Origin of the sequence: Paeniglutamicibacter sulfureus (assembly GCF_030512175.1) — a bacterium.
GTDB lineage: Bacteria > Actinomycetota > Actinomycetes > Actinomycetales > Micrococcaceae > Paeniglutamicibacter > Paeniglutamicibacter sulfureus.
In genome coordinates, this window is record NZ_JAULBL010000001.1 from 1,487,482 (window position 1) to 1,510,148 (window position 22,667).

At 60.0% G+C, this 22,667-nt stretch carries 19 protein-coding genes, 2 tRNA genes and 1 pseudogene; 9 read left to right on the plus strand and 13 right to left on the minus strand.

The window, feature by feature from the left end; translation table 11 throughout:
• The first annotated feature begins 176 nt into the window (after window positions 1-176).
• Entirely contained in the window at window positions 177-1,082 is a 906-nt protein-coding gene (locus Q2T94_RS06565) for a hypothetical protein (protein WP_302263317.1), read from the plus strand.
• 104 nt (window positions 1,083-1,186) lie between these two features.
• Here the strand turns inward: Q2T94_RS06565 and Q2T94_RS06570 are convergent, their stop codons facing one another.
• From Q2T94_RS06570 to dnaA, 11 genes are all read right to left on the minus strand, one after another.
• Complete coding sequence (locus tag Q2T94_RS06570; protein ID WP_302263318.1) at window positions 1,187-2,092, minus strand: DMT family transporter; 906 nt, start codon at window positions 2,090-2,092, stop codon at window positions 1,187-1,189.
• A gap of 144 nt (window positions 2,093-2,236) precedes the next feature.
• Window positions 2,237-2,309 (minus strand) — tRNA-Ala (locus Q2T94_RS06575).
• 51 nt (window positions 2,310-2,360) lie between these two features.
• Entirely contained in the window at window positions 2,361-2,477 is a 117-nt protein-coding gene (locus Q2T94_RS20535; RefSeq protein ID WP_367281523.1) for a DLW-39 family protein, read from the minus strand.
• 40 nt (window positions 2,478-2,517) lie between these two features.
• Window positions 2,518-2,591 (minus strand) — tRNA-Ile (locus tag Q2T94_RS06580).
• A 121-nt stretch (window positions 2,592-2,712) separates the two neighbouring features.
• Window positions 2,713-3,324 carry a DUF3566 domain-containing protein gene (locus Q2T94_RS06585; protein ID WP_264271044.1) on the minus strand — a complete coding sequence of 204 codons (612 nt, stop codon included), beginning with the start codon at window positions 3,322-3,324 and terminating at the stop codon, window positions 2,713-2,715.
• Window positions 3,321-6,011 (minus strand): DNA gyrase subunit A, encoded by a 2,691-nt coding sequence (gene gyrA / locus Q2T94_RS06590; RefSeq protein ID WP_302263319.1) that lies wholly within the window; start codon window positions 6,009-6,011, stop codon window positions 3,321-3,323. Before gyrA ends, Q2T94_RS06585 begins: the two co-directional genes overlap by 4 nt.
• Before the next feature lie 60 nt (window positions 6,012-6,071).
• Window positions 6,072-8,066, minus strand: coding sequence for a DNA topoisomerase (ATP-hydrolyzing) subunit B (gene gyrB / locus Q2T94_RS06595; protein WP_264271058.1), 1,995 nt, complete (start codon window positions 8,064-8,066; stop codon window positions 6,072-6,074).
• Between the two features lie 355 nt (window positions 8,067-8,421).
• Window positions 8,422-8,973, minus strand: a complete 552-nt coding sequence (locus tag Q2T94_RS06600) for a DciA family protein (RefSeq protein ID WP_264271046.1) — start codon at window positions 8,971-8,973, stop codon at window positions 8,422-8,424.
• The gene (recF, locus tag Q2T94_RS06605; protein WP_264271047.1) at window positions 8,970-10,166 is read right to left on the minus strand and encodes a DNA replication/repair protein RecF; all 1,197 of its coding nucleotides are present in this window, start codon (window positions 10,164-10,166) and stop codon (window positions 8,970-8,972) included. The genes Q2T94_RS06600 and recF overlap by 4 nt, the downstream gene beginning before the upstream one ends.
• A gap of 172 nt (window positions 10,167-10,338) precedes the next feature.
• Window positions 10,339-11,469 carry a DNA polymerase III subunit beta gene (gene dnaN / locus Q2T94_RS06610; RefSeq protein WP_302263321.1) on the minus strand — a complete coding sequence of 377 codons (1,131 nt, stop codon included), beginning with the start codon at window positions 11,467-11,469 and terminating at the stop codon, window positions 10,339-10,341.
• Between the two features lie 968 nt (window positions 11,470-12,437).
• A complete protein-coding gene (dnaA, locus tag Q2T94_RS06615; protein ID WP_264271049.1) occupies window positions 12,438-13,850 on the minus strand; it encodes a chromosomal replication initiator protein DnaA in 1,413 nt (470 codons plus the stop codon).
• A gap of 501 nt (window positions 13,851-14,351) precedes the next feature.
• Between dnaA and rpmH the strand changes: the two genes are divergently transcribed.
• The 8 genes from rpmH to Q2T94_RS06655 all read left to right on the plus strand — a co-directional run bounded on the left by rpmH (window position 14,352) and on the right by Q2T94_RS06655 (window position 20,160).
• Window positions 14,352-14,489 (plus strand): 50S ribosomal protein L34, encoded by a 138-nt coding sequence (gene rpmH / locus Q2T94_RS06620; RefSeq protein WP_217390880.1) that lies wholly within the window; start codon window positions 14,352-14,354, stop codon window positions 14,487-14,489.
• Window positions 14,490-14,564: 75 nt separating this feature from the next.
• Window positions 14,565-14,933, plus strand: coding sequence for a ribonuclease P protein component (gene rnpA, locus Q2T94_RS06625; protein WP_302263322.1), 369 nt, complete (start codon window positions 14,565-14,567; stop codon window positions 14,931-14,933).
• Window positions 14,917-15,276 (plus strand): membrane protein insertion efficiency factor YidD, encoded by a 360-nt coding sequence (gene yidD, locus Q2T94_RS06630; protein WP_264271051.1) that lies wholly within the window; start codon window positions 14,917-14,919, stop codon window positions 15,274-15,276. Before rnpA ends, yidD begins: the two co-directional genes overlap by 17 nt.
• 15 nt (window positions 15,277-15,291) lie before the next feature.
• Window positions 15,292-16,257: a membrane protein insertase YidC gene (gene yidC, locus Q2T94_RS06635; protein WP_302263323.1), complete on the plus strand. Its 966-nt coding sequence runs from the start codon at window positions 15,292-15,294 to the stop codon at window positions 16,255-16,257.
• A 2-nt stretch (window positions 16,258-16,259) separates the two neighbouring features.
• Window positions 16,260-16,808 carry a Jag family protein gene (locus Q2T94_RS06640; RefSeq protein WP_264271053.1) on the plus strand — a complete coding sequence of 183 codons (549 nt, stop codon included), beginning with the start codon at window positions 16,260-16,262 and terminating at the stop codon, window positions 16,806-16,808.
• 25 nt (window positions 16,809-16,833) lie between these two features.
• Entirely contained in the window at window positions 16,834-17,475 is a 642-nt protein-coding gene (gene rsmG / locus Q2T94_RS06645) for a 16S rRNA (guanine(527)-N(7))-methyltransferase RsmG (protein WP_302263324.1), read from the plus strand.
• A gap of 65 nt (window positions 17,476-17,540) precedes the next feature.
• Window positions 17,541-18,668 carry a ParA family protein gene (locus Q2T94_RS06650; RefSeq protein WP_372342950.1) on the plus strand — a complete coding sequence of 376 codons (1,128 nt, stop codon included), beginning with the start codon at window positions 17,541-17,543 and terminating at the stop codon, window positions 18,666-18,668.
• A 280-nt stretch (window positions 18,669-18,948) separates the two neighbouring features.
• Window positions 18,949-20,160, plus strand: a complete 1,212-nt coding sequence (locus tag Q2T94_RS06655; RefSeq protein ID WP_264271055.1) for a ParB/RepB/Spo0J family partition protein — start codon at window positions 18,949-18,951, stop codon at window positions 20,158-20,160.
• A 322-nt stretch (window positions 20,161-20,482) separates the two neighbouring features.
• On the opposite strand, the gene Q2T94_RS06660 is transcribed toward Q2T94_RS06655, so the two are convergent.
• Together Q2T94_RS06660 and Q2T94_RS20650 are read right to left on the minus strand one after the other, a co-directional pair.
• Window positions 20,483-20,956, minus strand: coding sequence for a hypothetical protein (locus Q2T94_RS06660; RefSeq protein ID WP_302263325.1), 474 nt, complete (start codon window positions 20,954-20,956; stop codon window positions 20,483-20,485).
• A gap of 186 nt (window positions 20,957-21,142) precedes the next feature.
• Window positions 21,143-21,238, minus strand: a pseudogene (locus tag Q2T94_RS20650) (ATP-binding protein); the annotation flags it as partial.
• Window positions 21,239-22,667 lie beyond the last annotated feature (1,429 nt).

Sequence of the window (22,667 nt, forward strand, 5' to 3'; positions counted from 1 at the left end):
TGCCGGTCAGGTAATGGCTGTAAGCCAAGCGTAGGTCGTAGGCTAGGACGAAGCTTACGAAACGATCAAAGGGGTTCACTGTGAAGTCAGAACGTATTGCTCGAGACTTTGGTGAAAGTGTTGCCACTGGTGCCGAGCAGGCATTGGATTGGGCAGCTCCAAAGGTGGACACGGCCGTGAAGTGGGCCGTTCCTCGTATAGAAAAGGGCATCGAGACGGCATCCCCGAAGATCCAGGAGAGCCTGAACTGGGCCGCCCACGAACTTTCGGAGACCGTCGCGCGGGTCAGTCCCATGATCCAGGAGTCCCTGGAGCGCGTGGGTCCACGACTCTCCGCGGCCATTGACGAAGCCACCCCCCGGGTCCAGAAGGCCGTAGATCGTGCCACTCCCGCGCTGAACGAGGCGCTCGAGAAGGCGACGCCTGCCCTCACCCATGCGCGCAATGTCGTTCTCAACGATTACCTGCCGGCGGCCAATGAAAAGATCGGCCAGGCGGCCGAATTCACCACGCGCAAGCTTGAGCAGGCCAGGGTCCCCGAGGCACTTCACCAGGTTTCCGAAAAACTCACGCCTAGTCCTGAAACCGTCGAACGTGTCCAGAACAGCGCAAGCGCTGCCGTGGGCCGAGTCAGCAAGGAGCTGAACAAGGTGCAGAAGCCTGCGAAGAAGAAAAAGGGATGGCTTGTCGTAGCCGTCATTGCCGCCGCGGGCGCAGCGGCCGTGGCTGCTTGGCGTGCCTCGAAGCCCATCGACGACCCGTGGAAGACCCCGGCACCGGTGGAACCGACCACCGTGCGCGCAAGCGGCCCGGTGGAAGTTCCCGCCAGCGTGGAGGAAGTCCGCGAAGAAGTGGCCGCATCGGCAGCCGCCGCCAAGGAGAACAGCTCAGCTCAAGCCAACGAAGCGGTGGCAGACAACAAGAAGCAGCTTTCCGAATCGGCTGAGGAAATTTCGGAGGCGGCCACCACCGCCAAGCACAAGGCAGAGGCAAGCCTGGACTCCAGCGAAGCAAGGCTCACCGAAGCCGAGGCTTCCACTGGGGACACCGCGCCAAAGCCGGGTCCCCGCACCAAGAAGTAGTTTCGGTCGGTCCCGGGACATCCGCAACGGATGCCCCGGGCAGACATAGAGCAACAGGGCAGCACGTGGTCTTCACTGCATCCGGCAACCCGGGATGCGATTGATCAGGTGGTGCCCTGTTCCTTTGTCAGCGGTTCCGCGAGGGCCTTGCTCTGGGCGTGCGCCTGTCCCCGCACGACAAAGAACAGGCCGACAAGGATTACCGCCAGCCCAAACACCGTTCCGGCCGGCAATATCTGCCCCAGGAACAATGCGGCCAGCAGGGCCGCCCCCGGGATTTCCAGTAAGACCAGGGTGGAAACGGTGAGCGGGCCCAGCGAACTCAGCAGATGGTTCAGGGCCGAATGCCCGAGGACCTGGGAGCAGAGAGCCAGTGCAAGGATGCCGATCCACCCGTTGAGGTCGAATCCCCAGACCGGTTCGCCGGCCAGCAGGCACATTGCCAAGAGCAGGACAGAAGTCAGCCCGTAGCAGATGGTGGTGTAGGAACTGGTGCTCATGGTCGCGCGGGCCTTGGACCCCGCCAGAGTGTAAGCGGCGGCCAGGACGCCGCCTATGAGGGCCAGCCCGTCACCGATAAGTGCCTCCGTGCCCGACCCGATGTCGAATCCCGTGATCACCAGAACGCCGGCAAAAGCCAGCAGCACTCCCAGACCGACCCTCCAGCCATACCTTGTTCCGCGCAGGGATTGGAACAGCGCTATCCACGCCGCTTGCAGGCACACCAGTGCGGTGGATGCAGCGACGGTGGTCATTCGGATCGACGTCATGAAGAAGGCGAAATGCAGCGCAAGCGAGAGGGCGGCGAGGGCGCTCCATCCCCATTCCCGGCGGCGCAGCCGGCCGAAACCGCGCCGATCATTCACCAGGGCGGGCACGGCCATGACTGCAGTGCCTATGGCATTGCGCCACAAGGCCATGGAGAGGGCGGGAACGGCCGGGAACGCGGCAATGAGCGGCCCTGAAGCGGCAACTCCCAGGACGCCCACCAGAGCCAGTAGAAAGGTCACCTGCCCACTCTATGGTTTCGCGTGCCGGGCCACCGAATGCGGGCAGCGGGGGAGCCGACAACCCCTAGAATTCAAGCGGCTGGCTGGGCGCGAGTGTTAAAGAATAAAAGACCCGGAACTTGCGTTCCGGGTCTTTTATTTCGGTGGAGACTAGGGGGGTCGAACCCCTGACCTGAAGCTTGCAAAGCTACCGCTCTACCAACTGAGCTAAGTCCCCGTATTTTGTTGTGCATCAACTTCTTGCATGGCAGGTTGCCCTGCCCCGGATTCAGGATACCTTATCGGTGCCCTGGCTCCAGGTGGCCTTTTCAGCCGTGGATCCCTTGTACTTACGATAACCAATAACGCCCGCGGCTACTGCCACCAACACCAGAAATTTCCGCATGGAGATTTCCTTTCACCTATCGTTCGGACGAGGGAATCCGTGGGCGTACCTGGACTTGAACCAGGGACCTCTTCGTTATCAGCGAAGCGCTCTAACCGCCTGAGCTATACGCCCTCTATGTTCCCGCCGGGAACGAGATAAAACTTTACCCGAGAAACCACCAAAGAAACAAATCGGCCCCCAAACGTCCCTTTATCAAGGGCGTTGGGGGCCGACTTTGGCGTGTTTCCGCGAATTAATCGTCGGTCAAGGTCACGCCAATGCCGCCAACCAGGGTCGACGAGAGGTTGTAAAGCACCGCTGAGAGCATCGACAAGGCCGTGAGTAATACCACATTCACCACGGCGATGATGGTGGCAAACGAGGCAACCTGGCCCAGCGATGCGATTTCCATCAAATCGAACCCGGTTTCGGAGCCGATGATTTCGCGCAGCAACCCGTTGATGGCCTCGAAGATGCCGGTCAGGTCAAGCACCGACCACAGGACGACGCTTGCAACGACGGTAACAATGCCAAGGGCGACCGAGAGCAGGAACGCCATCTTCAACACCGACCAGGGGTCGACCTTGGAAATGAGCAGGCGTGCCTTGCGGACCTTGGCCTTGGGTGCCGGGCGGACCAGCTGCTGTGGGCGTCCCTGTGCCGCGCCGGCGGGTCGCGGTGCGCCGGGACGTGGTGCCCCGGGGCGGGGTGCGCCTGCCGGGCGCTGCGCTGCCGAGGGCTTGGGCGCGGTTCCTGGCCGGGGCGCACCGGCGGGGCGCTGTGCCCCTACGGGTGCCTGTCGTGGCGGTGCGGGACGGGTACCACCAGTGCCGCCCGCCGGGCGGGGCGTATTCGGGGTGCTCACGCGTTACCTCCGTCGTTGGTGGCCTCGTCGTCGTGCCCAAGGTTTTCCTCGGTTCCTGCCGGGTTTTCATCACCCGGAAGGGCCTCGGAGGCCGTTTCTTGTGTCTTTTCCGCGTTCAACGGTACTGCATCTTCCTCGGCGTTCTCTCCGAGGCCGCGCTCGGTGTTCTTCGCGACGGCGATGATGCGGTCCTTCTTGTCCGGCTTGGCAAAGATGACGCCCATGGTGTCGCGGCCCTTGGCGGGAACCTGCGAAACGTCCGAGCGGACCACCTTGCCGCCCTCCATGACCACCAGAACCTCGTCCTCATCGTGGACAATCAGCGCGCCGACGAGGTCGCCGCGGTCCTCGGCGAGCTTGGCTACCTTGATGCCGATGCCGCCGCGGGACTGCACGCGGTATTCGTTCACGGAGGTGCGCTTGGCGTAGCCGCCCTCGGTGACGACAAACACATAGGAATCGTCGGTGACCACGTCGGCGGCCAGCAATTCGTCTTCCTCGCGGAACTTCATGCCGGTGACGCCGCTGGTCGCGCGTCCCATGGGGCGCAGTGCCTCGTCGGTGGCGGTGAAGCGCACCGACTGCCCCTTGCGGGAAACGAGCATCATGTCGTCGGTCTCGCTGATCAATTGCGCGGAGACGAGTTCATCGCCCTCGCGCAGGTTGATGGCAATGACCCCGGCGGTGCGATTGGTGTCGTAGTCGGACAGGCGGGTCTTCTTGACCAGGCCGTTGCGGGTGGCGAGCACCAGGTACGGGGCCTGCTCGTAGTTGCGCAGGTCCAGGACCTGGGCGATGCGCTCGTCGGGCTGGAAGGCCATCACGTTGGCCACGTGCTGGCCCTTGGCGTCGCGTCCGGCCTCGGCCAGTTCGTAGCACTTGGTGCGGTAGACGCGGCCGTGGTTGGTGAAGAAGAGCAGCCAGTCGTGCGTGGTGGTGACGAAGAAGTGCTCCACCACGTCGTCGCCGCGCAGCTGTGCGCCCTTGATGCCCTTGCCGCCGCGGTGCTGCGAGCGGTAGTTGTCGCTCCGGGTGCGCTTGACGTAGCCGCCGCGGGTGATGGTGACGACCATTTCCTCTTCGGGGATCAGGTCCTCGACGCTCATGTCGCCGTCGTAGCCCATCAGCACCTTGGTGCGCCGGTCATCGCCGTGCTTCTCGACGATCTCGGCGAGTTCCTCGGAGATGATGGTGCGCTGGCGCTGCGGGTCCGCGATGATGACCTTGAACTCGGTGATCATCGTTTCGAGTTCCGCGTGGCGGTCCTGGATCTTCTGGCGTTCCAGGGCGGCCAGGCGGCGCAGCTGCATGTCGAGGATCGCACGGGCCTGAAGCTCGTCGATGTCCAGCATTTCCATCAGCCCGTCGCGCGCGGCCTCGGTGGTGTTGGAGCGGCGGATCAACGCGATGACCTCGTCCAGGGCGTCCAGGGCCTTGAGCAGGCCGCGCAGGATGTGCGCTTCCTCCTCGGCCTTGCGCAGGCGGAACTGGGTGCGCCGGATGATGACTTCCATCTGGTGCGTGACCCAGTGGCGGATGAACGCGTCCAGCGAGAGGGTGCGCGGCACTCCGTCGACGATGGCGAGCATGTTCGCGGAGAAGTTGGACTGCAGCTCGGTGTGCTTGTAGAGGTTGTTCAGCACCACCTTGGCCACGGCGTCGCGCTTGAGCACGATGACCAGGCGCTGGCCGGTGCGGCCACTGGTCTCGTCGCGCAAATCGGCGATGCCGGAGATCTTGCCGTCCTTGACCAGCTCGGCGATCTTCACCGCGAGGTTGTCCGGGTTGGCCTGGTAGGGCAACTCGGTGACAACCAGGCAGGTGCGGCCCTGGAGCTCCTCTACGGAAACCACGGCGCGCATGGTGATGGAGCCGCGGCCGGTGCGGTACGCATCTGCAATGCCCTTGGTGCCCAGGATCATGGCGCCGGTGGGGAAGTCAGGGCCCTTGATGTGGCGCATCAGCTCTTCGAGCAGTTCCTCGCGGTTGGCCTCCGGGTGCTGGAGGTACCACTGGACGCCGGAGGCGACCTCGCGCAGGTTGTGCGGCGGGATGTTGGTGGCCATGCCCACGGCGATGCCGGAGGAGCCGTTGACCAAGAGGTTCGGGAAACGCGCCGGCAGGATGGTGGGTTCCTGGTTCTTGCCGTCGTAGTTGTCCTGGAAGTCAACGGTGTCCTCGTTGATGTCCCGGACCATCTCCATGGCCAGCTGGGCCATCTTGGTTTCGGTGTAACGCGGGGCGGCCGCACCGTCGTTGCCCGGGGAGCCGAAGTTGCCCTGGCCCAGGGCCAGCGGGTAGCGCATGGTCCAGTCCTGGATCAGGCGGACCAGGGCGTCGTAGATCGCGGTGTCGCCGTGCGGGTGGTACTGGCCCATGACCTCGCCGACCACGCGGGCGCACTTGTTGTAGGAGCGCTCCGGGCGGTAGCCGCCGTCGTACATTGCGTAGATCACGCGGCGGTGCACGGGCTTCAGGCCGTCGCGCACGTCCGGCAGCGCGCGTCCCACGATGACCGCCATGGCGTAGTCAAGGTAGGAGCGCTGCATCTCGGTCTGCAGGTCGATCTGGTCGATCTTGTCGACGCCGAGGTTTACCGCCACGGCGTCGTCGATCACCGCGCCCTCAACGATCTCGTTGGCGGGTTCGGTGCCGTCCTGCGGGTTTTCGGGAGTCTGATCGCTCATCGATTTCTTCCTCTAGTCAAAAGTCTGTGTCTAAACGTTTTGGGAGTGCGGGATCGAGGACTAGATGTCCAGGAAGCGCACGTCCTTGGCGTTTTGCTGGATGAAGTTTCGACGCGATTCGACGTCCTCGCCCATCAGCACGGAGAAGATCTGGTCCGCGGCTGCGGCGTCGTCCATGGTGATCTGGCGCAGCGTGCGGTGCTCGGGGTCCATGGTGGTGTCCCAGAGTTCCGAGTAGTCCATCTCGCCCAGGCCCTTGTAGCGCTGGATGCCGTTGTCCTTGGGCAGGCGCTTGTTCTTGGCGGCTCCGGTGGTCAGCGAGTCGTCGCGTTCCTTGTCCGAGTACACGTATTCGTGCGCGGCGTTGGACCACTTGATGCGGTACAGCGGCGGCATCGCCAGGTAGACGTAGCCGTTTTCGATCAGCGGGCGCATGAAGCGGAAGAGCAGGGTCAACAGCAGCGTGGTGATGTGCTGGCCGTCGACGTCTGCATCGGCCATCAGCACGATCTTGTGGTACCGCAGCTTGGCCATGTCGAATTCCTCGCCAATGCCGGTGCCGAAGGCCGTGATCATGGCCTGGACCTCCGCATTGCCCAGCGCGCGGTCGAGCCGGGCACGCTCGACGTTCAGGATCTTGCCGCGCAGCGGCAGGATGGCCTGGACCCGCGGGTTGCGACCGCGCTTGGCGGAGCCGCCTGCGGAGTCGCCCTCCACGATGAAGACCTCGCACTCGGCGGGGTTCTTCGAGGAGCAGTCGGAGAGCTTGCCGGGCATGCCGAAGGATTCCAGCGGCGATTTGCGGCGCGCGTTGTCGCGGGCCTTGCGCGCGGCCAGGCGTGCCTGGGAGGCCAGCTGGGCCTTGCGGATGATGTCGCGGGCGGTGATCGGGTTGCGCTCGAGCCAGTCGCCGAGTTCCTCGTTGACCACGCCCTGGACGAAGCCCTTGGCCATCGAGTTGCCCAGCTTGGTCTTGGTCTGGCCCTCGAACTGCGGTTCGGCGAGCTTGACGGAAATGACCGCGGTCAGGCCCTCGCGGATGTCGTCGCCCGTGAGGTTCTCGTCCTTTTCTCGCAGGATCGTCTTCTCACGCGCATAGCGGTTGATCAGCGAGGTCATGGCGGCGCGGAAGCCCTCTTCGTGGGTGCCGCCCTCATGGGTGTTGATGGTGTTCGCGTAGGTGTGCACCGACTCCGAGTAGGCGTTGGTCCACTGCATGGCGACCTCGACGCTGATGCCCTTGGAGGTGTCCTCGGATTCGAAGGCGATGACGTCTTCGTGGACAAGCTCGACCTTCTTGGAGGAGTTCAGGTGCTTGACGTAGTCGAGCAGACCGTCCTTGTAGAGGTAGTCGACGACGCGGTGCTTCGGGGTGTCGTCTTTGAGTTCGTCTTCCTCCGTGGCGATCTCGTCGGCGTCGACCTCAAGGGTGCGCTCGTCGGTGAGCGTGATGCGCAGGCCCTTGTTCAGGAAGGCCATCTGCTGGAAGCGGGCGCGGAGGGTCTCGAAGTCGAAGTCGATCGAGTCGAAGATGCTGTCGTCCGGGTAGAACGTCTGCATGGTGCCGGTGGCGTCGGAATCCTCGCCCTTGACGAGGGTGCCCTGCGGCTTGCCGCCCTCGGCGAAGCTCATGCGCCAAACGCTGCCCTGACGGCGGATCTCGGTTTCCACGCGCGAGGAAAGGGCGTTGACGACGGAGATGCCCACACCGTGCAGTCCGCCGGAGACCGCGTAGCCGCCGCCGCCGAACTTTCCGCCGGCGTGCAGGATGGTCATGACGACCTCGACGGTCGGCTTGCCCTCGGTGGGGTGGATGTCCACGGGGATGCCGCGGCCGTTGTCCTCGACGCGGACGCCGCCGTCGGCCCGCATGGTGATCTTGATGTGGTCGCAGTACCCGGCAAGGGCCTCGTCGACGGAGTTGTCCACGACCTCGTAGACCAGGTGGTGCAAGCCGCGCGGGCCGGTGGAACCGATGTACATGCCGGGGCGCTTGCGCACCGCTTCGAGGCCCTCGAGAACCGTGATGTCTTGGGCGCCATAGGTGTGTTCCACCCGGCCGTTGACACTCTCATCCGCCGGCTGCGCCGCGGGGGATTCGCCGGCCTCTACGGAATCGATGGGTTCCTGGGGTGTGGTGTTATCGGTAGACACAGGTGCTACAGACTCCTCAAACAGTGGAAGGCCGAACACCGAAGGTGCCCGATCATGAACCAGCGTCCCATCGCACGGACAAGACACCTTCATCAATTCTACCGTGTTGCGCCATATTATCCGGCATTGACGGGCAGCAACATGCCGTCATTGGCCACCAATCATGCACAGGAGCGATTTGTCCCGCCTCGAGTGGGGGGCTATGTGGTTCGCGCGCTCTCGGTGCGCCAGTCGGCCAGCTACGCGTTTTGGTTTTCTACCCGTAGGTGTCGCGCGGACCTCTGCCCTTGACCGAGCGTCCGCCGTGGCGCCAGGATGGTGCGGCCGGTCCAAGGACCCGGATCACGGTGATCACTCCGGGGCCGAGTTCCCTGTCAAAGTGCTTGAGCAGTTCGTGGGAAAGCAACCGCATTTGCGTGGCCCAGGTGGTGGAGTCGCAGCGCACCACCACGGTGGAGTCCTCGAACGACTCGGGGATGCAATGCGCAGCAATCTGCGGGCCCACCAGTTCGCTCCAGCGCGAAAGCACCGAGCCCACGGCCACCGGTGCGCTCCAGCCGCGGTCGCGCACGATCTTGCCGAAGAGGTTGCCGATTTCCTGGGGGTCGCGCCCGTCAGAGTATTTTGCCGGCGCGGAACTCGCTCGTCTCTTGGCTTTGCGCGCGGCGGCATTCTCTTCGAACTTGGCTGCCTTCGCCGCGTCGATCCGGGCCTCCCCTCGACTCAGTGCCGCTTCGCGCATGCGGTTGAGGATGGCGCGGGCGGCGTCCAATGCCTCCGGGGCGTGCGGGTCTTTTTCCTCGCTCACGAGTGCACCGCTCCCGGACTGACCTTCAGGAAGGTGCCGCCGAGCTCCCCGGGGACATCCCCGGCAACCGCGGCGGTGACTATCACCTGGTCCGCGCCGGCAACTATGGACGCCAGGCGGGTGCGCCGGGTGGCATCGAGTTCGGCAAACACATCGTCCAGGATCAGAATCGGGCCGGCCCCGGGCCGCGGGTCGTCCTCGCCCATGACCTTGTACGCGGCAAGCCGCAGCGCCAGGGCCAGCGACCAGGTTTCCCCGTGGCTGGCATAACCCTTGGCGGGGGCGCCTCCCAGGGTCAGCAGGACATCGTCGCGGTGCGGACCCACAAGGGTGATGCCGCGTTCAAGTTCCTTGGCGCGCGTATTCAACAGGGCCGCGAGGAACATCTCTTCGAGTTCCTCCGTGGTGGCGTCCAACAGCGCAGCGGGTGCCACCCGTGAGGCTTCCTCCTCCGGGACCCCGGAGGAGGATTCCTCGCCGTCAAAATCGGCCAGGACCGTGCATTGGTAGTAGGCGCGGGCTTCCTTGTTGGCGTCGGCCAGCGATGCGTAGGCAGCACCCATGTAGGGCGAAAGCAGGCGGAGCACCTCGAGCCGCCCGCGCAGCACCCGTGCCCCGGCACGGGCAAGATGCGTGTCCCAGACATCGAGCGTGGATTCGTGGGCCGTGGAGGGTTTTCCCCCGGCCCGGGCGGATTTCAGCAGGGCATTGCGCTGTTTGAGCACCCGCTCATAGTCCCCGCGGGTCGCCGCCTCGCCAGGACGCAGGGTGACCAGCAGTTCGTCGAGGAAACGGCGTCTATTGGACGGATCCCCCTTGACCAGGGCCAGGTCTTCAGGGGCAAAGAGCACCGTGCGGACGATTCCCAGGATGTCTCGCGCCCGCACCGGGTTGGCGCGGTTGATGCGGGCACGGTTTGCCTTGCCGGCGGTTATTTCCACCTCGATGGTGGTCACCAGCTTGGCCCGTTGGACGCGCGCCCGAACCAAGGCTCGGTCGGTGCCAAAACGCAGAAGTGGCGCGTCGTTGGTGACGCGGTGTGAGGAAAGGGTTGCCAGGTAGCCGATGGCTTCGACGATGTTGGTCTTGCCGACGCCGTTGGAACCTACCAGGACATTGGTGCCGGGCCCCAGCTCGACATCGGCTTGCGCATAGGAGCGAAAGTCGGTGAGAGAGACATGTGAGATATACACCTAGACGTCCTGCGGTGGGATCAAGGGGCGGGGTGCCGTCGATCGGGTGATGAAGGCCTGGCGGAAACCGCCAAGAAAAGTCGTGTTCGACCGCTCCGGTTGGAGCGGACGTGGAGCGGTCGAACACGGGATTGCAACGGGGAAGAAAACCAGGTTTTCCCCCGCTTGCAACCTAATTGGGCAAGTTTGGTAGGCGCACCGGCATGACCAGGTAACGGTACTGGTCGCTGTCCTGTCCGTCCAGGGACGACTGCGCCGTCATCATGGCCGGCTTCGGGGCACTGGTGAAGGAGAACCGCACGAATTCGCTGTCGAATGCGTTCAGTCCCTCGCTCAGGTAGGCGGGGTTGAATGCAACGGTGATTTCCTCGCCGTCGATCTGCGCCTCGATGGATTCCTCGGCCTGGGCATCTTCCCCGGTGCCGGCATCGAGGGACAGCTGGCCGCCGGCGAACGATAGCCGGACCGGGGTGTTGCGCTCGGCAACGACCGCCACGCGGCGGACAGCTTCCATGAGGTCCGAGGTGCGCACGGTGGCATGAATCGGCGTGTTTTCGGGGAAGAGGGAGCGGATCTTGGGGTAGTCCCCGTCCACGAGCAACGAGGTCGTCCGGCGGTTTCCGCTTTCAAATCCAATGAGTTCGTTGCCTTCGCCCAGGGCGATCTTCAGTTCGCCGGCGGAGCCAAGGGTCTTAGCGACCTCATTCAGGGTCTTGGCCTTGACCAACGCAGAGGTGGAAATACCGGACTGCGAGGGCTTCCAGTGGACCTCGCGCATGGCAAGGCGGTACCGGTCTGTCGCCAGGAACGTGATCAGGTCGTCTTCGATTTCCATCTTGACGCCGGTGAGGATCGGGAGGGTGTCGTCTTTGGACGCTGCAACGATGACCTGGTTGATCGCGTGGGCAAAAGCCTCGCCATCGACGACGCCGGTAACCTCTGGAAGCACTGGAAGTTCCGGATACTCGGCCACCGGCATGGTGGCCAGGTGGAATCGGCTTCGTCCGCAGGTGAGAGTGACCTTGGTGCCATCGGTTTCGATGACTGCGGTGGCGTTTGGAAGGCTCCGGCAAATTTCGGCCAACAACTTGCCCGAGACCAGGATGGTTCCCTCGGTTGCGACATCCGCGGCGATCTCGAGGTGCGCAGAAATTTCGTAGTCGAACCCTGCCAGCGAAACAGTGCCGCTGGTCGCGGTGATGAGGATGCCTGAAAGCACCGGTGAGGGCGGTCGCTGAGAGAGTGAACGGGCGGTCCAGGATACGGCTTCGGCCAATACATCCTTTTCAACGCTGAACTTCACGAAGTGGTCCGCCTTTCACGACGAAGTCGACAGTACTTGACTTAAAGCAAGCTTAGCGGCTCGGAAAAAATCCAAACCCAGAACCGATCCTTGGACCGGCGTGCGTTGACACGCTTGCTTTTGAACCGACTGCAGCTGATGGCAGAACTACGGCACAGCCTTCGAGCATACCGGCTTTTGAGACTCGCAAACGATGATCCTGCCTGTGGCTTGTGTGTGAAACGCGATGACTTTAGCCGAAACCGGAAACCTGTGGCTTCTCTGAAGCAACGAAACGAACGGGGGTGTGCACTGTCCTGAACAAGCGCGCTGTAGCAAGAGAAGCCACTCAATCGAGGCAGCCGATATCACAGGTTGTTTTCGGCAGCCCCGACTATCTGAAGAGCACAAAACGCAGACGGAAGGAGCATGAAGTTTCGGTATCCGAGGTCTTGGCCGGAGTGATACGCGTTTTACGGAGTGCTAGCTAAAATCCAGGTTTCTTCGTCTTGACCAAGGGGGAGCGGACCACAAGTTCCTTCCAACGGCGAATCCAGTCCGGCCCGATGGTGGCGTCCTGAGTGGGATGTTCCATATCGGAGAAGCAGAAATTCGGGCGTCTATCTTGGCGGGCAACTCGGCTGCAAGGAACCCATGGGAGCGAGGCAAACGATGGCGATATGGGCCTTTGGGGCCCGGGGACGGAAAAGAGGTCTTGTTATCTGGATGAATAAGAAAGATGGGATTAGTAGTGTTAATAACCCCTGTGGATACTGTGGATAAGTACCCTCCGCCGCGGGAACGCACCAATTATGCATGTGCACAACATGTGATTGGGCGTGACACTGAGTGTCACGCCCCGGTGGATAACTTTCTGCGTAAATTAAGGGATCCACAGTGACCCCTGTGGTTATCCGCAGGTAATCGCCGTAGTCCACTTAACTGTCCACAGGTTTATCCACACCTGTGGTTATTGGGTCAAGGAGCCCCTAGCCTTCTCGCTGACGTTGCTTGATCCGGTTGGTCAGTTCGGTGACCTGGTTGAAGATTGCCCGACGCTCGGCCATGAGTTCGCGAATTTTCCGGTCGGCGTGAATCACCGTGGTGTGGTCACGGCCGCCAAGTTCTTGGCCGATCTTTGGCAAGGACATATCAGTGAGTTCCCGCAACAGGTACATGGCGATTTGCCGTGCTGTCACCAAAGTCCTGGTTCTGGATTTGCTGTTGAGTTCTTCAATTGTGAGATTGAAGTACTCGGCAGTCTGGGCAACGATCGTGGCCGGGGTGATTTCCTGCGCACCCTCGTCGGTGATCAAATCCTTCAGGACTGTCTCGGCAAGGCTCATGTCAACGGTTTGGTTATTGAGTGAGGCGAAGGCCGTCACGCGGATCAACGCACCCTCAAGCTCGCGAATGTTCGTGGAGATCTTGGAAGCGATGTACTCCATGACCTCGTCGGGCGCGGAGAGATTCTCGGCAGTGGCCTTCTTACGCAGAATGGCAATACGGGTTTCGAGTTCTGGAGGCTGGATATCGGTGAGCAAGCCCCATTCGAATCGTGAACGCATCCGATCCTCGAAGCCTGACAGCTGCTTTGGCGGCAGATCAGAGGTGATCACGACCTGCTTGTTGTGATTGTGTAGCGCGTTGAACGTGTGGAAGAACTCTTCCTGGGTGGCGTCCTTGTTGGCCAAGAACTGGATGTCGTCGATGAGAAGGATGTCGACATTCCGGTAAGTCTGTTTGAAGCTGGCACCTTCGTCGTCCCGGATGGAGTTGATGAAGTCGTTGGTGAATTCCTCGGAATTTACGTAGCGGACGCGGATTCCGTTATAGAGATGCCGGGCATAGTGACCGATGGCATGGAGCAAGTGGGTCTTGCCCAAACCCGAATCGCCGTAGATGAACAGGGGGTTGTACGCCTTGGCCGGAGCCTCTGCGACCGCAACCGCAGCGGCGTGGGCGAAACGGTTCGAGGAACCGATAACAAATGTGTCGAAGATGTATTTGGGGTTCAGCCGGCCAAATTCCTGGGAATTGGACGGTGGCGACGGCTGCGGAAGGACATCGCTGATGCGCGCCTTGGGAACCGGGGGCAGCTCGACGGGGGGAGCCGGAGCCTCCTCTGGGACCAGATCCGAGTCGATGCTGAACGCACAGCGGATATCTGACTGGAAAACCAGCTTTAGAGACTGTTCCAGGGGATCCTTGAGCTGTGTTTGGAGAACGTCACGAGTCAACTCATTGGGTACCGCCAGCAACAGGGTTGTCCCGATCAGACCTTGGGGCTGAGCCAAGGCGGCAAATGCACGCTGCATGGGAGTGACACGGTCGTCTTGTTCGACATGGCGAACTACCTGGCGCCAGGCACTGCCGACACTATTGGTCTCGTCTGTGCTCACAGTTAGGCCCCTTCGTTTTCTTACATCGACCAAACGGGCGACGAATGGGGCCGGCAACGACCGGACCCAACGGAATGATTCTAGCCGTCATCCACAGCGTTATGCACAGACGGTGGATAACTTGAGGTGGATATCTCCCGAGGGCTTGCAAATCTGCGTGTTAGCAAGTAAAAATTGACAACTAGGACCATGGTGTCAGACCCGATATTCGCTAGTTTTAAGCGTTTATCCACCGGGCTATCCACAATTAACATCACATCACGCACAGTGGTCCTTGCCGGGCCATGGTCGGTTCAATTTGACGTACCCTCACTTCCACCCCTATCGTTGTGTAGTCCTATGTGTGCACTTTTGGCACTGTGAGGTGCCTTCGAAAGTCTTCGGATTATCGAAAGCTCGGAGCAGTCCACGAGGGCCACCTGAATACGAGCGTCGGCCTGTTCTTCCCTACTTATTAGCAACGGGCAAGGCGCATCACATGATCGTCTTGGAGTTACTACCGTGAGCAAGCGGACTTTTCAGCCGAATAACCGTCGTCGTGCCAAGAAGCACGGTTTCCGACTTCGTATGCGTACCCGTGCAGGCCGTGCCATCTTGGCAACCCGCCGTGGCAAGGGTCGCGTCGAACTTTCTGCATAACCATTAAGCACTACTGTCCTGAAATAGCGCAGGTTTTCGTGGATTCTTTGTTTTACAGACTCGACGCGTGACGTCGTGTTGCCAAAGAATCAGCGATTGCGCCTTTCGAAGGACTTTACAGCCACTGTACGTTCCGGCGCCCGAACTGGGCGCCGGAACGTAGTGCTATATGCACGGGTTCGCTCTGAAGAACCCCGGGGCAATAACCGTTTTGGTTTCATCGTTTCCAAGGCCGTTGGCAATGCCGTGCACCGCAATCTCGTCAAGCGAAGAATGCGTGCATTGGCTCAGCAGTTCGCTGCGGATGCCACCGGCCTCGACGTCGTGCTCCGGGCATTACCTGGTTCTGCCGACATCGAATGGGACGAGCTAGGCCAGCAAGTCCGTTCTGGGCTTGATTCGGTTGTCCGTAAGGCGGGTGCTAAGCATGAAAAAGGATCGTAGGCCCAGAACCGGGCTCATCTGGTTCCTTATAGATATCCCGAGAAATCTCATCATCGGGTTTCTCATGGTGTATCGAAAGATCATTTCGCCTGTCTACGGCGACGTCTGTCGTTACTTTCCCAGCTGTTCGGCCTACGGCCTTGAAGCAGTCACGGTACATGGCACCATCAAAGGCATCGGATTAACCATATGGCGTGTCTTAAGATGTAATCCTTTTAGCCATGGCGGGATCGATTACGTTCCCGAAGGCCGGCGAATTTGGCCAGAAGGCAAGACCCCCAAGATCATGGTGATGAATCATCCTCCGATTCCCGCCGACGAAGACGCCGCAGATGCGGCCTGAGGAGCATGACCGGTAATGACAAATTTCTTTGACCTGCTGCTGAGCCCGTTTCGGTATGTAGTTTCGTGGATCCTCTGGGCCTTCCACGAATTGTTCACGCTCATAGGACTTGATCCCAACTCGGGGTGGACGTGGGCGCTGTCCATCATCTTCCTGGTGCTCTTGATCCGTACGGCCTTGATCCCGGTCTTCGTCAAGCAGATCAAGGCACAGCGCGCCATGCAGGCCCTGCAGCCGGACCTGCGCAAGCTTCAGGCCAAGTACAAGGGCAAGAAAGACCAGCTTTCGCAGCAGGCCATGATTGCGGAGCAGCGTCAGCTCTTCAAGAAACACAAGACGAACCCGTTGTCGTCCTGCCTGCCGATGCTCGTGCAGATGCCGTTCTTCTTCGCACTGTTTACGGTTTTGAACAACGCTTCCAAGGCCAGCGCAAGCAATTCGTCCGTTGGCGCGCTTTCGGCAGAACACATCAAAAGCTTTGACGCGTCGTCCATCTTTGGCGCTCGCCTTTCCGACACCTTCCTGAACACTTTGAATTCCGGGGCTCCGAGCGCCGCGGTGATCATTGTTGCCATCATCATGATTCTTGCCATGACGGCTTCGCAGTTCATTACGCAAAAGCAGATCATGTCCAAGAACATGACGAAGGAAGCCCTCGAGGGTCCCTTCATGCAGCAGCAGAAAATCATGCTCTACATCCTTCCGTTGGTCTTCGGTATTGGTGGCATCAACTTCCCGATCGGTGTCTTGATCTACTGGACCGCCACGAACCTTTGGACCTTGGGCCAGCAGTACTACGTCATTCGCAACAACCCGACTCCGGGTTCCCAGGCAGAACGCGAACTCAATGAGCGCCGTGCAGCCAAGGGCCTGCCTCCGGTTGGCCAGAAGAAGGCAGAAGCGGAAGCCGCGGCGGTAGTAGTTGAAGAGCCAAAGGTGCAGCGTGTCCAGCCCCAGCGCAAGAACAGGAAGAAGAAGTAGCCATGAGCAATGTTGAGGAAAGCGAAGCTGCCGAGACCGTAAGCCCGGTGGAGGAGGACGACGTTCGCAACGAAGCCAGGAACATCGAGGAAGAAGGCGACATCGCTGCCGACTACCTCGAAGAACTGCTGGATATTGCCGACCTCGATGGCGACATCGACATTGAAGTTCGTGGTGGACGGACCTACATTTCAATCGCAGGCGAGCCGGAAGACGAAAAGTCGTTGCGTCGCCTTATCGGTTCCAATGGGGAAGTCTTGGACTCCTTGCAGGAACTCACGCGACTGGCTGTCCTGACCGCGACAGGCAACCGTTCGCGACTCGTTTTGGACATCACTGGCTACCGCCAAGGTCGTGCCGGCGATCTCAAGCGCATTGCCGAAGAAGCTGTGGCCAAGGTGGGGACGACCGGCGGAAGCGTAGCGCTCGATCCCATGAGCGCCTACGAACGCAAGCTTGTACACGATTGTGTGGCCGCCCTGGGAATGCAGAGTGAGTCCGAGGGCGAGGGTCCCGGTCGCCACATCGTTGTCTCTCCCGCTGACGCCTGAGCCTGGAACCAAGGAACAACACTTTATGAGCAACGAAGTAGAACTTACCGCCGAAGAGAGCCAGGCGGCCCGAACCGTGTTCGGCGACCGCTTGGGGCTTGCAGAGCGATACGTTCAGCATTTGGCCACATCCGGAATGGAGCGCGGCCTGCTGGGTCCCCGTGAAGTCCCACGTTTGTGGTCCCGGCATGTCTTGAACTGTGCCGTCGTTGCCAACCTGATTGACCAGGGTGCTCATGTGGCCGACGTTGGCAGCGGGGCAGGGCTACCGGGTCTGACCCTGGCCCTAGCCCGGGCCGACCTAGAATTGACCTTGATCGAGCCATTGGAGCGTCGGTGCATTTGGTTGCACGAAGTCGTTGAGGATCTCGGGCTCGAAAACGTTACGGTGATGCGTGGACGTGCCGAGCAAGTGATTGAAAGCGTGAACGCCGACTTCGCGACAGCCCGCGCAGTTTCGGCTCTTACCAACCTTGCTGGGCTCACGATCCCTCTGCTCCATGGCAAAGGAACCGTCCTCGCCATCAAGGGGCGTTCAGCTGCTGAGGAAGTCGAGAAGGCAGCGAAGATGATTCGTCGTCTCGGTGGTAAAAAGACTGAGGTCGTGACCGTGGGAGAAGATATTCTTCGCGAACCGACGACCGTGGTGCGTATCAACGTAGCCTAGCGCTTTAGCGATAGGCTGTATCAGGTGGTTCGATGCCACCGGCAGAGATAGTAGAAAGAACTGTTTTGAAGCGTAGCGTCAACAAGATTCCACCGTTTGCAGCGCTTTTTGCTAGTTTTGGTTCGTCGAACACTCAAGAGCAACCTAAAACAATTGATTTAACCGAGCCCGACTATGTTTCACGTGAAACAATCTTTACCACTGCAACGATTCTCGACGAGAACGAAGCAGTGGAATTGACGGATTCCGATGGAGAGGACCCAGTGGTGGCGAAGGAACCTGCGATGGCACGAAACGTTTTCGATACCACTGACGACAGTTCTCCACTTGCAAGCCAGCTTGCTAGCGAACACAAAAGGCGGGAAAAGCTCAGCGGCCGAAAACTGCCGAAGCCGGATACCACGCGTTACATGACTGTCAGCAACCAAAAGGGTGGCGTAGGCAAGACAACCACCACCGTGAACATTGCTGCAGCGTTGGCCATTGCGGGCCTGAATGTTCTTGTGATCGATATCGATCCACAGGGCAATGCCTCGACCGCGTTGGGCATCGAGCATCACGCTGATGTTGACAGCATTTACGATGTGCTCATCAACGATCTTCCACTAGCCGACGTCGTGGCCATTTGTCCTGACATCGATAACCTGACGGTAGCTCCTGCAACCATCCATTTGGCTGGTGCGGAGATCGAACTCGTATCGCTGGTGGCCCGCGAGCAACGGCTTCGACGCGCACTGGAGCAGTACGCTCAGTATCGCGATCTGCATGGCATGGACCGCTTGGACTATGTATTCATTGATTGCCCGCCAAGCCTAGGCCTGCTGACTGTTAATGCGTTTGTTGCCGCACGCGAAGTCCTAATTCCCATTCAGTGCGAGTACTACGCACTTGAAGGCCTTAGCCAGCTCTTAAAGAACATCGAAATGATCCAGAAGCATCTCAACTCGGATCTCACCGTCTCGACGATTCTTTTGACTATGTACGATGGCAGGACAAACCTGGCAGCGCAGGTTGCTAGCGAAGTTCGGGAGCACTTCCCAAACCAGGTGCTGCAGGCCTTGATCCCTCGGAGCGTCCGCATATCCGAAGCTCCCAGCTACCAGCAAACGGTCATCACGTATGACTCGAGTTCGACGGGGGCGCTTTCCTATTTGGAAGCAGCTGCCGAGATCGCTGAGCGCGGCACCAAGTAGAGTTGCCGATGTCGGCCCGGAATCTTGCCGCGCCCGTGAAATAGTGTCGAATCTTTTCGAGCTGTCGGATAAGTGGCTTTTTCAGTTGTTTTTGTCTGTTATTTTCTACAAAGCGTTTTTGCGGCGGCTAGATGTATGCCCCGGGGTCAGGTAGGGTGCAGATGACCGCTTTTGACGTCCGCGGGGCATACCCGTGAGCCGCGTCCTCAACAATCAATCACCACCCAGTAGAATTGCCTTGGGTTCAAATAGCAACGGTGTCGAAAGGGAGTAACTTCCAATGTCGGAAAAGCGACGTGGTTTAGGACGAGGTCTTGGTGCCTTGATTTCGAGCAGCCCTGTCGCGGAAACCGAGGAGGATGCTCCGAAGAATGTTTCACGTGGAACATCGAAGCCGGCAACCGCAAGGTCTGCAAAGAGCCCGGAACTGACCGCTGCCAAAGGCAAGCCCGCCGTGAGCGCGGCAAATGGCAAAAAAGCGCGGCCGGTCGATATGTTCTTCGTGCCGGGGAAGACCGAGGAAGAAGTCGCCGCGGAGAATTCCAAATCGATTTCGGCTCCCTCTGCAGCGGCCAAAAAGCGTAGGGCCCAGATGCCCGGTCTCATTGCTTCCTCCGGACGCGCGGGGGAGCTAGACGCCAACGACGTCGATTCCAGCAGTCTGGTTGAGGTTCCTGGTGCCAGCTTTGCGGAGCTTTCCGTCGATCAGATCCACCCGAACCGGAAGCAACCGCGTTCGTACTTCGACGAAGAACATATGGCCGAATTGGTCCATTCCATTCGCGAAGTGGGCTTACTTCAGCCGATTGTTGTTCGTCCTTCACGGGAGAATGACAAGGAACCCTACGAGATCGTCATGGGTGAACGCCGCTGGCGTGCAACTCAGGCAGCAGGTCTGACAACAATTCCGGCAATCGTCCGGGAAACGCAAGACGATGATCTACTCCGGGATGCACTACTGGAGAACCTCCATCGTTCGCAGCTTAACCCTCTCGAAGAGGCCGCCGCATACCAGCAACTCCTGAGCGAATTTGCTTGCACACAAGAAGTGCTGTCAGAACGAATCGGGCGTTCACGATCTCAGATCTCGAACACCATCCGTCTGATGAAATTGCCTGCCCTCGTGCAACGTAGAGTGGCTGCCGGAGTTATATCTGCCGGACACGCCCGTGCACTACTGGGACTTGTTGACGCTGCAGCGATCGAGCAGCTGGCCCAGCGTATCGTCAACGAGGGCATGTCCGTCCGGGCCACCGAAGAAGCCGTAGCCCTGAGTGACGGACAGGAAAAGCCTCGAAAGAGCGCAACGCCGAAGCTGACCCCGCGCCATGAGCGCTTGGATTTCCTGGCAACCTCGCTCTCCGATCGACTGGATACAAGCGTGAAGATCTCGTTGGGTGCTCGGAAAGGGCGGGTAAGCATCGAATTTGCCAGTGTCGACGACCTGAACCGCATCATGAGCGTGTTGTCACCGGATTCCCAAGTGGAGTAAGGAGCAAGACTTGCGAAGTTGGAGTGTTTCACGTGAAACACTCCAACTTTTGCTTAAGGCAGTATTGCCCCGCGCGATGACCACGCCGGAAATTGCGTGACACCACTCCGCGCAAGACCACTCAGAAGCCGCTGATGGGCTCCACGAGCCCCAACGGTGACACGACCCGCCCACCTTGCGGTGAGGGGCGCGTATGGGCCGCAGGGAGCGTGCGGGGCAAATCGCGTGGATCGTCGTACGACATCTGCAACATCGGATCCTTTCGTGGTCATGAGATGAACCTGAACCAAGGTGATGCTGCATGGGCTGGACGACGATCTACCTATGCGCTGCGCTGCGTTGCATCTGACTCGGCATGTCGCCGGCCGGAAATCATCAAGCGTTCGTCCGGAAGCTGCGTGACTGAAGCCTGCGTTCCAATGTGTATCCGCGGGTTTGGGCCTTCAGATATTGCCACTGGGGGCCACACGTTCTTTGGGGGAGACGGGGCCACCGAAGTTCCTATCTGTTCCAGCTCCGCCTTGGTCTGCTCCCGGATGCTGCTTGTTTGGGGCTCAATGGAAATCGTGATGCGGATGATCGCCTCTACAGGAACGCCGAAACCAAGTCGCTGGTGTAAGTCCTTCTGCTGATGATGCGTGAAGGGCAGCACCGCGTGAACCGCGAGCGCCAGAAGCCCGCCGAGAAGGGCGTTGGAGGGACAATCGAGCGGCCCCACACCAATCACCACCTTGTACGACGCGTACTCAGGGACAGCGTGGCACCCAGGAACGCTACAGGTGAATTCCAAGAACAAGTTTCTGGTCTTTCCGAGGTAGTCTCCAACGTCTCTTTTGTTGGATGCTGGAGAGGAAAATTTTCCTTAAAGATACTGACACGAGCTTCCTGAGTATCCGACGCTTTGGGGAGCGCCCATTATTGACGTTGGGGGCAAGTACCTTCCTGGGAGGAAGCCAGCGGCCTTCTACGGGCCTATCTATTCCTAATCGGGGCCGATCTTCTCGCGCATGTTGAAGCTTCCGGTCTCGATCCAGATGGTGTTGTGGATGATCCGGTCCATGATCGCGTCGTGGTGAGCCCAAGACCTGAGCCGCTGGTGCAGTCCTCGCCCTGTGCGGCCGCGCAGCTGTTCACTGTTCCATCCACGATGTGTCTTTTACCTGGCCTAAGGAGCTAACTCATGGCTCTCAAGATCGCTATAAGTGGCTCTGAAGGAGAATGTTCGCTTTTTGGCGAAGTGCCTCTGAGCGGCAATATTGTTGCCTCTCAAAGAGTCAAATATTCACGAATACCAAGAATCTGTGGCGACCCGAAATGTCGGTTGCGCAGAGCAGAGAATGATGGGGACGCCCTGCAAGTGACGATGTTTCACGTGAAACGACCCGGCTGATGCCGATTCTCGGCGGTATCAAGATTGTCGGTGATGATTAGCCATTTTCCAACACGCATTGGTGATCGACCATTGAGCCCACTTGAATAAGCGCCATAAATCCTGTCGAACTCTTCTTGTGTCCGCGGGACATTCCACATGAAGACAGCCAGCGGGTCACAGCTACATTGAAGACGTAGATTTCTAGCCCAGCATAATGCCGTCTATTTTCATGGATATGCTTGCTGCCCATTGGAAGGCAATGTGATTGCAGCCATCGGTCGTATGCCGGCCTGGCATCTCTCAGTAGTTGCATCCATGGGACGTTTCCGACTCCTCGTGGATGAGGATCAAAAGACAAGCCTCGGGTATGGCGGTCATAGATGCGCGAACAGACGGCCCGATTCCTGTAGAAAGGCTCCTATGACCATCGCAGGGAAAATGCCGCATGCCCAGCGATTGGTGCCAAGAGAACGGCCGGGGGAGCAGGTATGAGCAAGTAGTCGGGATCGTGGGCATAGTCCAGGACTGGCGAGGGTTTCGGTGGTGGGCCGCCCGCAGGGGTTGCCTCGACCAACTGACCCGGGTGGGCTTCGGCCGCCCAGTTATTCTGCAGATGTGGTCGATGCGTGCATGGCTGGGTGTGGTTTCGGCAATCGTGCAAGGTGGGTGTGTCCAAGGTGCCACGTTCATAGACAGCCAAGGAATTTGCCGCCGGTTCCGGCGTGGTTTCGGGTGTCCCACACAGCAGGATGGCGGCGGCAGACAGGGCCTCGATTCCTGACGGGATGCGCTACTTGCGCCCGTGTGGTTTGAGGGTGCGGGCTCCGGCAATAGCTGTTAGCCCGCCATCCTGCGATGATGGCGCCCAGGCTGTTGATGGCACGTTGGCGCGGAGCGATTACGGTCCCGTCCACCGCGGTGATGTTCTATGCAATTGCGTGATGCCCAGCCGGTGCGGCACTGTATCCTTCGCATGGGGGAATTCCGGCGGCACCGAATGGTAGTTCCCGCACCGGGCAACCAACGCCTAGCGGCTGGCTGAATATCCGGTGGTTTGAGAGCCACCGGATATTGCCCGTCGGAGCCACCAATATCGCCGTTGAGAGCCAGTACCGCCCCGGGCGTGAGCCAACGG

Excerpts from the sequence above, each read along its gene's own strand:
- Q2T94_RS20535 (WP_367281523.1), bottom strand. The coding sequence starts at position 2,477 with ATGCGGAAATTTCTGGTGTTGGTGGCAGTAGCCGCGGGCGTTATTGGT.
- gyrA (WP_302263319.1), bottom strand. The coding sequence starts at position 6,011 with ATGAGCGATCAGACTCCCGAAAACCCGCAGGACGGCACCGAACCCGCC.
- yidD (WP_264271051.1), top strand. The coding sequence starts at position 14,917 with ATGAAAAAGGATCGTAGGCCCAGAACCGGGCTCATCTGGTTCCTTATA.
- yidC (WP_302263323.1), top strand. The coding sequence starts at position 15,292 with ATGACAAATTTCTTTGACCTGCTGCTGAGCCCGTTTCGGTATGTAGTT.
- Q2T94_RS06640 (WP_264271053.1), top strand. The coding sequence starts at position 16,260 with ATGAGCAATGTTGAGGAAAGCGAAGCTGCCGAGACCGTAAGCCCGGTG.
- rsmG (WP_302263324.1), top strand. The coding sequence starts at position 16,834 with ATGAGCAACGAAGTAGAACTTACCGCCGAAGAGAGCCAGGCGGCCCGA.
- Q2T94_RS06655 (WP_264271055.1), top strand. The coding sequence starts at position 18,949 with ATGTCGGAAAAGCGACGTGGTTTAGGACGAGGTCTTGGTGCCTTGATT.